At 65.0% G+C, this 13,512-nt stretch carries 11 protein-coding genes; all 11 read right to left on the bottom strand.

Annotated elements, in window-relative coordinates; translation table 11 throughout:
- Positions 1-16: 16 nt before the first annotated feature.
- The 11 genes from F2P46_RS14460 to epsL all read right to left on the bottom strand — a co-directional run bounded on the left by F2P46_RS14460 (position 17) and on the right by epsL (position 13,510).
- The gene (locus tag F2P46_RS14460) at positions 17-1,507 is read right to left on the bottom strand and encodes an oligosaccharide flippase family protein (RefSeq protein ID WP_166890657.1); all 1,491 of its coding nucleotides are present in this window, start codon (positions 1,505-1,507) and stop codon (positions 17-19) included.
- A 12-nt stretch (positions 1,508-1,519) separates the two neighbouring features.
- Entirely contained in the window at positions 1,520-2,116 is a 597-nt protein-coding gene (locus tag F2P46_RS14455) for a serine acetyltransferase (protein WP_208296624.1), read from the bottom strand.
- An 8-nt stretch (positions 2,117-2,124) separates the two neighbouring features.
- On the bottom strand, positions 2,125-3,246 hold the full coding sequence (locus F2P46_RS14450) for a glycosyltransferase family 4 protein (protein ID WP_166890654.1): 1,122 nt from the start codon (positions 3,244-3,246) through the stop codon (positions 2,125-2,127).
- A gap of 14 nt (positions 3,247-3,260) precedes the next feature.
- Entirely contained in the window at positions 3,261-4,778 is a 1,518-nt protein-coding gene (locus F2P46_RS14445; protein WP_166890651.1) for a hypothetical protein, read from the bottom strand.
- Positions 4,779-4,809: 31 nt separating this feature from the next.
- Positions 4,810-6,417: an exosortase B gene (gene xrtB / locus F2P46_RS14440; protein ID WP_166890648.1), complete on the bottom strand. Its 1,608-nt coding sequence runs from the start codon at positions 6,415-6,417 to the stop codon at positions 4,810-4,812.
- Positions 6,414-7,292, bottom strand: coding sequence for a chain length determinant protein tyrosine kinase EpsG (gene epsG / locus F2P46_RS14435; RefSeq protein WP_166890646.1), 879 nt, complete (start codon positions 7,290-7,292; stop codon positions 6,414-6,416). Before epsG ends, xrtB begins: the two co-directional genes overlap by 4 nt.
- A 34-nt stretch (positions 7,293-7,326) precedes the next feature.
- Positions 7,327-8,733 carry a chain length determinant protein EpsF gene (gene epsF / locus F2P46_RS14430; protein WP_166890643.1) on the bottom strand — a complete coding sequence of 469 codons (1,407 nt, stop codon included), beginning with the start codon at positions 8,731-8,733 and terminating at the stop codon, positions 7,327-7,329.
- Between the two features lie 54 nt (positions 8,734-8,787).
- Positions 8,788-9,576 (bottom strand): polysaccharide export protein EpsE, encoded by a 789-nt coding sequence (gene epsE / locus F2P46_RS14425; RefSeq protein ID WP_166890640.1) that lies wholly within the window; start codon positions 9,574-9,576, stop codon positions 8,788-8,790.
- A 49-nt stretch (positions 9,577-9,625) separates the two neighbouring features.
- Positions 9,626-10,612 (bottom strand): EpsD family peptidyl-prolyl cis-trans isomerase, encoded by a 987-nt coding sequence (locus F2P46_RS14420; RefSeq protein ID WP_229509282.1) that lies wholly within the window; start codon positions 10,610-10,612, stop codon positions 9,626-9,628.
- A gap of 274 nt (positions 10,613-10,886) precedes the next feature.
- Positions 10,887-12,269, bottom strand: coding sequence for an undecaprenyl-phosphate glucose phosphotransferase (locus tag F2P46_RS14415; RefSeq protein ID WP_166890637.1), 1,383 nt, complete (start codon positions 12,267-12,269; stop codon positions 10,887-10,889).
- Between the two features lie 8 nt (positions 12,270-12,277).
- On the bottom strand, positions 12,278-13,510 hold the full coding sequence (gene epsL / locus F2P46_RS14410; protein ID WP_229509281.1) for an XrtB/PEP-CTERM-associated polysaccharide biosynthesis outer membrane protein EpsL: 1,233 nt from the start codon (positions 13,508-13,510) through the stop codon (positions 12,278-12,280).
- Between the last annotated feature and the right edge of the window lie 2 nt (positions 13,511-13,512).

Below are 13,512 nucleotides of genomic sequence, written 5' to 3'. Positions count from 1 at the left end.
GTCGATCCTGGGATGGTTAATCGTGTGGGGTAGGAGATGCGGGAGTTGCGGATGCGGCAGGCCCCTGGGGCAGGAACAGGGCGCGCGCCTCGGGCAGCGCGCCGGCCAGCTTGAGCATGGCGACATAGGACACGGCGAAGGCGGCGCCGATCAGCACCGCTTCGAGCAGCGGCGCGCGCACCAGGTCGGCCGCATCGAGCAGCGCGGCCAGCGCGCCGGCGCCGGCGCAGGCGGCCAGGATGCGCAGCAGCGCGCCCCACTGCTGCAGGCGGCGCAGCGGCACCCCGGTCACGCGCGAGACGCGCCAGAAGCTGAAGGCGTTGCCGGCGGCCAGGGTCACCACATTGCCGAGCGCGGCGCCGGGCACGCCGAACAGCAGCGCGCCGGTGATGCCGGCGGCCAGGCTGACCAGCAGCAGGCAGGCGTCGGCGACCAGTAAAAAGCGGCCCTGGTTGAGCACCACCGTGAGCGTGCTGACCTCGACCGCCACGCCCAACAGGGCCAGGCAATTGATGCGCATCACGTCGGCCGCGAGCAGGTATTTGTCGGTGTAGACCACGGTCACGATGTGCACGGCCAGCACGGCGGTGAGCATCAGGGTCGGCAACAGCACGAAGGCGCTGGCCAGGTTGGCGCGCTGGTTCAGGCGCAGCATGCCGTCCTGGTCCTTGCTTGATTCGAGCGCGGACAGGCGCGGCGCGATGGCGTTGCTGACGCTGTTGCGCACCAGGGCCACCACCGGCATGATCACGGCGCCGATCGAGAAGGCGGCAAAGGCGGCGGCCGGGAACATGGCGGCCGCGACCCACTGGTCGGCCTGGCCGCGCAGCAGGAACAGGGCCGACGCCAGGCCGAACGGCACGCAGTAGACCAGTTGGGTGCGCAGCACCGGCATTTGCAGCGGAAACACGCGCCAGCCGTAGTGGCGCCCGATGTGCAGCAGCACCAGCACCACCTTGATGGCGGCGTAGGCCACCAGGGCCCCGAACACCACATCGGCGCGCCCGGACCAGGCGGCGGCGGCCACCATCACCACGCGCAGCACGGCCAGCGCGACGATGGTCTTGGCCTGCCCGGCCACGTCGCCGCGCGCATTGGGCAGGAACTCGATCAGGTTGGCCGCCACCCACAGGGTGAGGAAGGCCGGCATGAACCAGGCCGCGCTGTGCATGGCGCGCAGGCTGGCCGGCAACAGCGGATTCCACGGCCCCAACGCCAGGCCGGCCAAAGCGCCGGTGAACAGCAGCATCAGCAGGGTCTGGTGCACATAGGGCGCGCGCGCCTGCCCTTCATGGCGCGGCAGGAAATAGAACAGGCTGCGCGGCAGCGCGAACGGCGCGATCGCCATGGCCGTGCCGATCGCCAGCCAGGCCAGGCGGTAGTCGGCAAAGGCGGACGTCGGCAACAGGCGCACCAGCGCGATCGGCATCAAGAATTGCAGGCCGAAATCGAGCATGTTGGCGGCGGTCAGGGTGATCGCGCCGCGTTTCAGGCTGGCGCCCGTCATTGCAGGCCCCGGCTACGCATTTGGATAATCACAATACTCCACGTAAGCTTCGCTGCCCTTGGTCGAGATAACCTTGGCCGGAATGCCGACCGCGACCGAATTGTCGTCCAGGTCGCGCGTGAGCACGGCGTTGGCGCCGATGGCGCAGCCGTTGCCGACCTTGATGGCGCCCAGCAGCACGGCGCCGGCGCCGATGTGGATGTTATCGCCGAGCACGGGCACGCCCTTGCGCTCGCCCCGGTTGACCTGGCCGATGGTGACGCCCTGCGAAATATTGCAGTTGCGCCCGATGCGGGCGTCGCGGCTGACCACGATGCCGCCGAAGTGGCCAATGTAAAAGCCGGGGCCGATCTCGGTATCGTAGGGAATCGAGATGCCGAACTTGAAGCGGTAGTGCTTGTGCATGAAGCGGCCGATGTAGTGGGCCAGCTTCCACAGGCCGCCGGCGCCGCGCGTGACGGCGGCCAGGCGCAGCCAGAACAGGAAGCGAAAGCCCGGCACCATGCGGTAGGCGCGCAGGCCGGCTTTCCAGCCGCTGGCGCCTTGCAGGCAGCGATACAGGTCCGAGCCCCACAGCATGCGCAGGCGTTGACGTGGTGTTTGGTTCATGCCTTGGTTCATGCGAGCAGTGCCGACAGGTAAGGAGCGGAAACGGTTTCGGGCGCCAGGCGCGTGCTGGCGTAGGCGCGGCAACGCGCGCTGTATTCGGCCAGCCGGGCCGGATCGGCCAGCAGCGCGCGCGCCGCCGCAACGGCGCCGGCCACGTCGCTCACCGCCACGCCCAGGCCCAGGCGCGCGATGATGCCGTCCGGGTCGAACGTGGCCACCACCGGGACGCCGTTGGCCCAGGCTTGCAGATAGGTATTGGGAAAACCCTCGAAGGACGAGGTGTTCACAAAAATGCGGGCGCGCGCGAACAGGCTGCGCGTGGTGCCGAACTTGACCTGCCCGTGAAAGCGCAGGTTCGGCAAGGCGCTCGCGCCCGCTTCGGCGCGCGCGTACAGCTCACGCTCCTCAGGATGGGCGCCGCCGGCCATCTCGCAGACGAACTCGGGCAGCTCGCGCACGATGTCGATGAACCACTCGGGACGCTTCATCGAGCGCATATTGGCCAGCCACAGCAGGTCGGTGGGGCGCTCGGCGGGAGGGACGATGCTGTCGGGCAGGTCGGAAAACATGCCGGCCACCTCGGCATGCAAGCCGTAGTTTTTCAGCAGCAGCGCGGCTTGCTTGTCGGTTTGCGCCAGGATCGCGTCGGCGCGCCGCAGGCCGTAGTGATACAGGGCGCGGTCGCGCGCGTTGGTCAGCATCAGCGTATCGGGCGCGCAATCGGCGTCGGAGGCGATGCGGAACACGAAGCGGCGCCCGTAGCGCTTGCAAAAGGCGGCGGCGATGCCGACGGTGGCGCCGGCGCAGCTGACGTAGTAGACCTGGGCGTCGGCCGCCTTCATGGCGGCCCAGGTGGCGGTCAGGCGCGGGGCCAAAAAGCGCAGGCCGGGCAAGCCGTCGGCGAGGGCGAAGGTCTTGCGCACGGTCACGCCGCCGACCTGCTCGACTGGCTGCTGGCCGAAGTCGCCCACCAGCGAGGTGACCTGGTGGCCGCTGCGGGCCAGGTAGCGCGACATCAGCGCATGCTGCACTTCTTCGCCGCCGATGTGGACTTTTTTCCCGTCCAGGTCGGCGATGACGCCCCAGGCATAATAGTTCAGCATGCAGATGCGCGCCGATTTGCGCTGCATTGAATCAATATCCGTCACGTTGCCAGCTCGTCTTTCCGTAAGTCAAAGGGCTTGTCGTGCCAGGGCGCCGGTTCCCGATGCCGGTTCCTGTCCTTCATGCGGTACACGCCGCCGCAACCCATCAGGACGCCAAGCAGGATCCAGAAATACGATTGCGAAAAAGTGGGGGTAAACATATCGTCGGTGAAGCCCTGGATGAACCACAGGGGAATCATCACGGCGCCGCCGGCGAACATGCCTTGCAGGCTGGCGCTGGCATGCTCGCGCGACAGGCGCAAGAATTCGCGCCGCACGAACAGCAGGAAGGCCAGCACGAAGCCGAAGCCGACCAGGCCCAGGTCCATCAGGCCGCCCAGCCAGGCGCTGTGGGTCTGCGCCACCGGCAGCATCTTGTTCAGGCGCACCGGCGGGCTCCACAAGAGCGAGCGCACCCCTTTCGGCAAGACCGGTTCCTCCAGCACATACGGCAGCAGCGGCAGCCAGATGCCGTCCAGGCGGCCGGCGGTCACGGCGCCGCGGTCGCCGTTGCCGACCCCGGTCAGGGCGCGTTCGAGGATCGGTTCGATCACCAGCGGGCCGATGCAGCCGGCCACGATCACGCCGATGATGACGGTCTTGACGCTGATGCGCTTCCAGAAGTAAATCAGGTTGACCAGGATGAAGCCGATGAAGCCGCCGCGCGAGAACGTCATCAGCACGCACACGGCGAACACCACGGAAGAGACGAACAGCAGGCGGCGCTGGGCGTCGCCGGCCCCGCGCAGCGAGAACAGGGTCACCGCGTAGATCATGTTCAACAACAGGCTCATCTCGTTGGCGTGCATGCCGAGGCTGCCCAGGAAGTCGCGCGCCAGGGGCGAGGCCAGCTGGCGCAGCGATATGCCCGAACTCAGCAGCCGCCAGCCCACCAGGGCGCAGAATGTCCAGCCGGACATGAGCATCAGGTACAGGAATTTTTCCGGCTTTTTGCTGTGGCGCACGGACAGCCCCACCATCACCGCCAGCAGCACCAGGAATTGCGGCTTGATGAACATGTCGCGCAGATAGCCGAAGCCGTCGTGGTACTGGATCAGGCGTTCGGCCTCGAAGCGTGGCGGAATCAGATTGACGTTGGACATGCCGACCACGCAGGCGATGCCGATCGGCAGCACATACCAGGCGAGCAGGCGCATCGGCGCGATCGGATCGCGCCAGCGCCGCAGTCCGGCATGGACGACGTAGGAGACGATGGTCAGGAACAAGATCATGTTGAGCGGATTGAGACCACGGATGCCCAGCATTTCATGCGGAAAGAAGACCAGCGCCGAGAGCGGCATGATGACGATGGCGGCGGCCACCCCGACCCGGAAATCGAGCATGACCCACAAGCTCAGGGCGCACATGATCACGGCCGCCGGCACCAGCACGCCCAGGGTCGGCACGGCGGCGCCGAAGACGGCCGCGAGCAGCAGCAGCGCAACGATGCCGACCAGCGCCGTCCATTTGCTGCCGCCCTTGTAGCGGCGCGACTGGGGAACCGGGTGCTCGATCATGCCGGCCCCTGTGCGTTCGATCCGCCGCACATCACGCAGGAGCGCCGATCAGCTTGGCGCGCACGGATGGCGTCACGTGCTTCATCAGGTCGTTGACAAAGGCATCCTGGAGGGCAAACGCGGCCTTGTCGTCGGTCTCGATGGACGAGACGCGGAACAGGTAGCCGTCGGGAATGTAATCGGAGAGGGCGTACTTGAGCTGCACGATCTGGCGGTCGAGGTAGCTGCGCACCACGCTGCTGCCCATGGTGAACCAGTAGGTGACCGGTTCGTTGCGCGGACCATGGCTGGCCACCATGCGCGTGACCGGCACCGGCAAGCCGTCGAACACCAGGTTTTCATTGTGCAGGTCGCGGATCTGGAAACCCTGGGCCGCGTAGCAGACTTCCTGGCGGTGCGCGCGCATCGACTGGGTCTGGTTCGAGCCGTAGGCGATGGTCAGCATCACGCGCTGGCCGCGGCTGTTGATGTAGGTGCGCGAGAGGGTCTGGCTGTAGATGGCCGCCACTTTTTCTTGCTGCACTGACGAGGGCACCATGGCCACGGCGTCGGGATCGATCTTCCAGTCGCCGAAGGCGCCCGGGACGCTCGTTTCGAGCGCGATCGCGGGCTGGCTGTCGGACAGCATTTTCTGCGGCTTGATGGCGATCGTCGCCAGCAGGGCCGCGCCCATCAGCAGCGCGGCCGGAATCGCCATGCGCAGCGGGCCGTAGTTGGCCGACAGGGCCGGCGGCCCGGCGTCGCTGGCGAACAGGGGCAGCGCTTCCTTGTCGGAGGCGCCGAAGCGCAGCAGCGAGTCGGTGGCGATGATCAGGAGCAGCGCCGAGACGAACAGCACCATGCCGGCGAAGCCGTGCAGGAAGCCCTGCCCGGCCGCGTCGCCCAGGTGGTAGGTAATGAGCGTGAGCACCATCACCCGGATCACATTCGAAATGAAGGAGATCGGCACGATCAGGATCGCCAGGGTGACGTTGCGGAACAGCGAATTGTGGCGCACGATGTTCAGGTACAGCAGGCCCAGCGCTTCGAGCGTAAACAGCGTGTGCAGGCCGGCGCAGGCGTCGGCCACGAGCAGCTTGTACTGGCCGATCTGGAGGATGACGCCGCTGCGCGAAATCGGATAGCCGACCCAGTACAGCACGTTGCCGACCACCCAGGAAACGGCGGTTTTCATGGGCATGGTCAGCATGTCGACCAGGGAACCCGGCAGCGGCAGCATGAACAGCATGAAGAAGAACGGGAACCACTGGGCGCGCAGGGCGCGCTTGCCGCGCATGAGCAGGATGAGCGCCATCAAGGTGCCGAGGTAGGAGCCGATCTCGAAGATGGCGATGCCTTGCGAGCGCCCGATGAAGTAGACGAGCACCGACAGCAGCAGCAGCGGCCAGCCCAGCGGACTGCCGCGTTCGCCTTCGCTGACAGCCAGCATCTGGCCCCAGTTGCGGTACAGCAGCCAGTGGGCGATGCCGAGGATGATCGGGCCGTGCGCCTGCTCTTCGGTCGCCCACAGGCCGGTAAACATGTCGTAAAAGCTCGGCACATACAGCAGCAGCAGGCCGAGCGCGAGCGGCGCCCAGGATGGCAGCGCGCCGTTGCCGGACAGGCCGGCCGGCATGTTCGACTTGGCCTGCGTGCTCATTTGAAGTCCACCAGCACCGACCCGACCACCACGGCGCCGTTCTGGGCCACCTGTTCGGCCAGGGCGTTGACGTCGCCCATGTGGGTCTTGTTCTTGCGCGCGACGATCAGCACGCCGCCGGTGCGGGCGGCCAGCACCAGGGCGTCCAGGCCGGTCTGGCTGGCTGCCACGTCGTACAGGGTGACATCGTATTTCGATTCGAGCTGGGCGTTCAGGCCGGCGAAGTTGCTGCGGCTGAGCAGTTCCTGGGGATTCGGCGGCAAGGTGCCGGCGCCCAGCACCGACAGGTCGACGAAGGAGCCGATATGGGCGGTGACGTCGAGCTCGGCGCGGCCGGCCAGCACGTCGGACAAGCCCTGCTTGCCGGGAAGGTTAAAGATGGCGTGCTGGGAAGGTTTACGCAGGTTGGCGTCGACCAGCAGGGTGTGTTCGCCCAATTGCGAAAACACCACCGCCAGGTTGGCCGCGAACAGGCTGGCGCCGTCGCCGCGGTCGATGCCGACCACGGTGAGCGACTTGCGCCCGCGCGCGAACCAGCGCAGCATCAGCTGGCTGCGCACGGCGCGCAGGGTTTCGACCTGCGGGCTGAAGGGATCGTAAGCGGCCACCAGGTGCGGCGAATAACTGCCCTCGCCCGGCTGCAGATAGGGATAGTCGAACTGGCGCGCCAGCACTTGCTGGATGTCGGCCTCGTTGATCAGGCCCAGGCGCTGGGCGGCCTCGCCGAAGCGGATCCCGAGCTCCTTCTGCATGCGCAGCACGCGCTCGGCGTTCTCGGGGGTGATCTTGCCCGATTCGAGCAGCAAGCCGCCGATGCTCGAATCGGCGCGTTTCAGTTTCTCGGAGGCGGCCAGGGAAAGCTCGGTCTGCGTCATGGTATTTCCTATTGTTGGTTCGGGCGCGGGCGGGCTAGCCCAGGCGCAGGCGGCGCGGCAGCAGCGAATTGATCGCACTGTAGCGGCGCTTGGACGCGGCCCAGTCGATCACGCCGAGCACCGGCATCTGCAGCACTTCGGCCATATCGGTTTCGGAGCGCACGCGGCGGTCGATCATTTCGGTCAGCAGGGCAAAGCCCAGGCCCAGCATCACGCCCAGGAAGGCGGACAGCATCGTATTGAGCATCACGCGCGGACCGCTGGCGCCCAGCGGCGCGGTGGCCGGATTGAGCACGGCGATATCGGACTGCTCGGAAGCGCCTTCGATGCGGGTTTGCGAGAAGCGCTGCGAGGTGGCGTCGAAGGCGCGCTGGGCGCTCTCGACATCCTTGACCAGTACGCCCAGTTCATCGCGGCTGCGGTTCAGTTCCAGTACTTTGGCCTTCTGGGCCGCCAGCGCCGCGCGCACCGCGCCTTCGCGTTGCTGCAGGATGGCGGCGTTGTTGCCGACACTGCTGGACGCCGAACGCTGCTGGGAAGACAGGTTGGCGTTGATCTTGTCGACTTCGGCCTTGATGCTCAGGTATTGCGGATGGTTCACACCGAGGCGCTGGCCGGCTTCGGCCAGGCGCGATTCGGCGCCGGCCAGTTGCACCTTGAGGTTCTGGACCAGCGGATTGGAGGCCACATCGGGCGAATCGGCGCCGCGCGCGCCCTGCGCCATGCCTTGGCGCGAATTGGCTTCCATGGCCTGGCCCTGGGCCGCGACCAGCTGCGCCGACAGGTCGTTGAGGCGGTTCGATTCGACGTCGAGACGGTTGTCGACGCTGACGATGCCATTGTCTTGCTGGTACTTGGAGAGGCGGCTCTGGGCCGCTTCCACGTTACCGCGCAGCATTTTGGTCTGCTCGTTGAAGTAGGCAGCCGCCTTTTTCATCGGTTCGACCTTCAGCTCGATGCTCAGCTTCTGGTATTCCTCGGCGAAGGCATTCGCCACGGACGCCACGAATTGCGGATCGGCGCCCTTGAAATTGATTTCGACCACGCTGCTTTCGCGCGAGGGCACGACGTCGAGCTTGTGCAGCAGGAGGTCGGCCAGCCAGTCGCGCACGGTGCCGCGACCGCCCGTGGCTTTCTTGAACTGCTCGACCACGGTCGGGTTTTCCGCCATTTTCAGCTGGTCGACCACGCGCCCCGCCACGTTCTTGCTGCTGATGATGTCGATCTGGGTCGCCATATAGCCCGGCAACAGCTGGCTCGGCATGGCAATCCCGGTCAGCGGATCGACGCCCTTGTAATTGAGCAGCACGGACGCCGTGGACTGGTAGGTCTTGGGCATCGACAGGCTGACCATCAGGGTCAGCGTGACGGTGACGAACAAGGTCGCCAGGATGATGTACTTGCGCGCATACAAAATCAGCAGGAACTGGGATAGATTCATTTAGCAACTCTCAATGTGGTGCGGCGGCCGTGACCGGAAGCCCGGGCCGGGAAATCAGAACCAGCTTTCCTTGACGAAAACGACATCGTCCACTTGCAACAGGTCGTCCTGCTTGGCGTCGATCAGGCGGATCTTGCCGTCCGCATCGCGGCGCTTGATCACCAGGCCGCGCTCGGTGCCGCGCATGGACAGGCCGCCGCCGGCCGACAGGGCTTGCACCACGGTCATCGAACGCTCGAGGCGGAACGCGCCCGGACGCTGGACTTCGCCGTAGATATAGAACTTCGGTGCGCGCTCAACGTACAGGACGTCATTGCCGGACAAAACGTAATCCTTGTTCAGCTGGCCGTTGCGGACCATCTCGATGACATCGATCTCTTCGCGCGTGGTCTTGCCGTCGCGGGTGCGGATCAGGCTGAGACGGTCGCCGCCTTCGCCGTTGATGCCGCCGGCCATGGCCAGCAAGTCGATCAGGCTGCGCTTGCCTTCGATCGGGTAACGGCCTGGACGGTTAACCTGGCCCAGCACCGAGACCTGCTGGCTTTGCACGGCGGTGACGATGACGTTCACTTGCGGCTTCTTGACGAAGTTGCCCGCTTCCAGCATGGAAGCGATCTTTTTTTCCGCGGCGGCAGCCGACAGGCCGGCCACCGGCACCTGGCCGATCAGCGGATAACTGATATTGCCGCCTTCGCTGACCCGCGTTTCCAGGGTCAGGTCGGGGCTGCCGTAGACGGAGACCTTGAGCACGTCGCCCGGTCCGAGCGGCAAGTCGGCCGCCATGGCCGCGCCCATTGTCAATGTCGCCAGAAAAGCCATCAGGCCGTGTACCAGTGTTTTCATATAAGTCACCTTCATCAGTTTCAGTTTGTCGGAACGGCGGCCGGGCCGCTTATTTCAGGCCGGCCACGCCGCGCGCGGTGGCGGCATCGTCGGCGGCCGGCGTTGCCGCTGGCTCGGCCGGGGCTGGCGCGACGGGCGCCGGCGCCGGCGTCGCGGCGACCGGAGCGACTGGCGCGGCCGCCAGGGTCGGGGCCTTCAGGTAATCGATCTTGGCGGCCGTGCGCAAGCGTTTGAGCTCGGCATCGGCGGCGTCCTTGGTACGCTTGTTGAACAGGAATTTCTCGATCTGCGGCGCCGCCACCTCGAGCGTGGCCGGGTTGTCGCGCACGTCGACGATCGAGACCAGCATGCTGCGCTCGCCTTCCTTGACGATGAACAGCTGGTTCTTCGGCATGCTTTTCAGCTTGGCCGACATTTCCGGCGCCAGGTCGGAAGTGGTGCGCGAGGCCTGGGTGCGCATGTACTTGACCTTGTTGGCGTCGAACCAGGCGGCGACGTCGTCCAGCGACTTGGCGTTCTCGGCCACGGTCTTGACTTGCTCGCTCAGGTCCTTGGACTGGATGACCAGTTGCTTCATGTCGAACTGCTTGCGGTTGGCAAAGAAATCCGGGTTCTGGGTGTAGTAAGCATTCACTTCAGCGGGGGTCGGACGGGCCACGCTGCCGACTTTTTTCTGCATGTAGGCCTGGGCGATGATCAGGGCCTTGGCCCGTTCGATCGCCTGCACCACTTTGGGGTCGCGGTCGGTCTTGTCTTTGGCCGCTTCGTTTTGCAGCAACTGGCGGTCGATCAGGGCTTCGACCAGCTTCTTGCTGGCGTCGGTCTGCTGGGCCGGCGGCACGTTGGCCAGCATCAGCTCCTCGCTCAGCTGCATTTCGGTGATCTCTTCTCCATTGACGCTGACCAGCGCTTGCCCCACTTTGGGTTTGCTGTCTTTATTGCCGCAGCCGGCCAGTCCGGCCAGCGCAACCATCAGGGCGGCGCACAGCAAACGTTTGTGTGAAGGCGGCGACATGGCCAGGGTGGAGTTGTTCAATTTGGTCCTCGATTTTTTTGTTATAAAGCTTGATTAATACACAACGACATTGCCGGGATTATTACACATATCGGCAAATCGATGCGTTTAAATGGCGCCGTTATTCCGCCCCGCATCATGCTCGCCGGACTGTTCCGGAGCACACCCGCAGGACTTCATTTTAACGCGTTAGCGATGACAGCGAAACAACTTTGCTGCACTGCGGCAGAGGCTTAAGTTTCTCTTAATCCGCCCCTGCAACAAGCAGAGCTTGCGCCGGCCTGCCGGCACAGGCTCAGTGCGCGTTTTCGCGGCTGAACACCACTTTCACTGTTTTGACGATGATCCACAGGTCGAGCCAGAGCGACCAGCTGCGCAGGTAGTCGAGATCGTACTGGATCCGCGCTTCCATCTTGTCCAGCGTTTCGGTCTCGCCGCGCATGCCGTTGACCTGGGCCCAGCCGGTGATGCCGGGCTTGACCTTGTGACGCAGCATGTAGCCCTTGATCAGTTTGCGGTACTGCTCGTTGTGGGCCACCGCGTGCGGGCGCGGTCCGACGATGCTCATGCGCCCCTGCAACACATTAAAGAACTGGGGCAACTCGTCGAGCGAACTCTTGCGCAAGAAGGCGCCGACCCGGGTGATGCGCTGGTCGCCCTTGCGCGCCTGCACCACGGTGTCGCCATTCTCGGTCACCGTCATCGAGCGGAACTTGTAGACGATGATCTCTTCGCCGTACAGGCCGTAGCGGCGCTGGCGGAAGATCACCGGTCCGGGCGAGGTGAATTTGACGGCGGCGGCGATCACCAGCATGATCGGCAGCAACATCAACTGGATGACCAGGCCGAGCACGATATCGCTGCTGCGCTTGATCATGCTGTTCAAGCCCATGAACGGGGTTTCGCAGATGGCGATCACGGGCATGCCGCCGACGTTGTCGAAGCGCGCCTGCATCAGGTCGAAGATATAGATATCGGGCAGGAAGTAGACCGAGGCCGTGGTGTCCTGCAGCTCGTCGAGCAGCTTGCGGATGCGCGGCTGGGCCGAAATCGGCTGGCTGATAAAGATCATCTTGATGTTATGTTCGCGCACATAGGCCGCGATATCGGCCATCTTGCCCAGCATCGGATGACCGAGGTTGGCCGGATGGCGGTCTTCGGTGCGGTCGTCGAAAAAGCCATACACGCGCATGAACAGGTTCTTGTGGCGCTCGCAGATGCCGGCGAACTTGATGCCGACGTCGTTGGCGCCGATCACCACCACCGAGCGCATCTCGGTATTGTTGCCGGGACCGACAGAGACGCGCCGCACCGCTAGGTGGCTGACCAGCATCACGAGCGGGGTGGCGACGAACCAGGCCAGCACCACTTGCTTGTCGTAATAACCCGACAAGCCGCTGGCCGAACCGAGAAACAGCAGCACGCACACGGTCAGCACCCAGCCGAACACGGTGTCGCGCACATAGGCGACCATGCGCCCGCTGCGCCAGGTGCGGTAAGGGTCGACGTGCTGGTAGACGGCCGAGGACACGAAGAACGCGAGAATCATCAATACCAGCGAATACCCCGTGAACGGTTCATGGAAGTACATCGACGACACATACAGGGTCCCCATGATGATCAGGGGATCGAGCACGCGCTGGAAAAACGAAATTAAGGGGATGTCATTGACCGTCATGGGCACCTTTAGAACTGCGCATTGGCGTTCACCGAAACTGTGTTCGCCTTGAAGCTTCCATTACCGAGGAACTGCGCGCCGCTGCGCTCCTGGTGGATGAAAGAGGTAGAAAATTGCACTGTTTGCAGGGGCGACCAGCTCGCGCCCACGCTCGCCTGGCGCAGCGTGTCGCTCAGGTCGTCCGGCGAATTATTGAGCAGCCGTCCTTCGTAGGAGCGCTGTTCCACGCTCATATTGGCGTCCACGCGCACCTTGGCGCTGGCGTCCCAACTGGCGCCGGCGCTGGCGCCGCGGTTCAGGCTGAACGTATAGAAATAATTCTCGATGGCGGAAAACTCGCGCCAGACGGCGGTATTGAGGCGCAGTTTCTGGCGCGGATTGAAGCTGGCGGTGACGCGCCCGTTAAAGCCGCTGACATCGCGCGGGCCGGACTGGGCATTCTTGCGCCTGGCGTAGCCGGCCAGCGTCTGCACCGTGGTGGTCGGGGTGGCGCGCCAGACGATGCGCGCCTTCAGTTCATCCTGCTCGTAATCGTCGTCGCGCACCACGCCGCCCAGGATGCGCTCGTTCAAATACTTGCCGGAGAGGCGGCGCACGACCAGGCCGGCCGTGCTGCCGCTGCGCGGCAGATAGTCGAAGCCCGCTTCGAGCGCGTCTTCGGTGCGGTCGTTGTAGCGCTGCGCGCTCAGCTCATAGGTATATTTGTCGCGCGAGGCGGCCCCGCGCACGCGCCAGCTCGGGTGCATGCGCCAGGCGGCGTCGGCAAACTGGCGCCGCTGCACCCGCAAGTTGCGCTCGCGGCTCTGGAAATCGGTGTACGGCGCCAGGGTCTGGGCGTAGGTCGCGCCCAGGCTGCCTTCGAGATGGTTGGCCAGCTGCCAGTTCCAGGTGCCCTGGAAATCCTTGCCGTCGTAGTCGAGTTGCTTGAAATGCGAAAAAGCCACCTTCGACAGCTTGCCCTGGGCCTGGATGCGCTGGCGGCTGTAGGTTTTATCGAACAAGACCCCGACCACGCTCTGGCGCGACGAATCGCTGCGCTGGTTGTCGTAACCGGGCGCCTCATCGCTCAGGCGAAACAGGTTGTCGTCGTAAAAATAGCCGAGGCCGCCGTAGACGTGCAGCGCATCGGACGGTCCGGCCCAGGCCGGGCCGCCGGCGACGGCGCCCAGGGCGAGGGCCAGCGCCAGGGCGCGCGACGCGACGCGCGGACGGTGCTGAGAGGATGGCAAAGGTGAAGGCATTT

Origin of the sequence: Massilia sp. CCM 8734 (assembly GCF_011682155.1) — a bacterium.
In the GTDB taxonomy this organism is placed as follows: domain Bacteria; phylum Pseudomonadota; class Gammaproteobacteria; order Burkholderiales; family Burkholderiaceae_D; genus Telluria_A; species Telluria_A rubra.
This window is presented reverse-complemented; position numbering and strand designations above follow the sequence as displayed.

Bases quoted from the DNA above. Each gene is read 5' to 3' on its own strand.
- F2P46_RS14460 (WP_166890657.1), bottom strand. From the start codon at position 1,507: ATGACGGGCGCCAGCCTGAAACGCGGCGCGATCACCCTGACCGCCGCC.
- F2P46_RS14455 (WP_208296624.1), bottom strand. From the start codon at position 2,116: ATGAACCAAACACCACGTCAACGCCTGCGCATGCTGTGGGGCTCGGAC.
- F2P46_RS14450 (WP_166890654.1), bottom strand. From the start codon at position 3,246: ATGCAGCGCAAATCGGCGCGCATCTGCATGCTGAACTATTATGCCTGG.
- F2P46_RS14445 (WP_166890651.1), bottom strand. From the start codon at position 4,778: ATGATCGAGCACCCGGTTCCCCAGTCGCGCCGCTACAAGGGCGGCAGC.
- xrtB (WP_166890648.1), bottom strand. From the start codon at position 6,417: ATGAGCACGCAGGCCAAGTCGAACATGCCGGCCGGCCTGTCCGGCAAC.
- epsG (WP_166890646.1), bottom strand. From the start codon at position 7,292: ATGACGCAGACCGAGCTTTCCCTGGCCGCCTCCGAGAAACTGAAACGC.
- epsF (WP_166890643.1), bottom strand. From the start codon at position 8,733: ATGAATCTATCCCAGTTCCTGCTGATTTTGTATGCGCGCAAGTACATC.
- epsE (WP_166890640.1), bottom strand. From the start codon at position 9,576: ATGAAAACACTGGTACACGGCCTGATGGCTTTTCTGGCGACATTGACA.
- F2P46_RS14415 (WP_166890637.1), bottom strand. From the start codon at position 12,269: ATGACGGTCAATGACATCCCCTTAATTTCGTTTTTCCAGCGCGTGCTC.
- epsL (WP_229509281.1), bottom strand. From the start codon at position 13,510: ATGCCTTCACCTTTGCCATCCTCTCAGCACCGTCCGCGCGTCGCGTCG.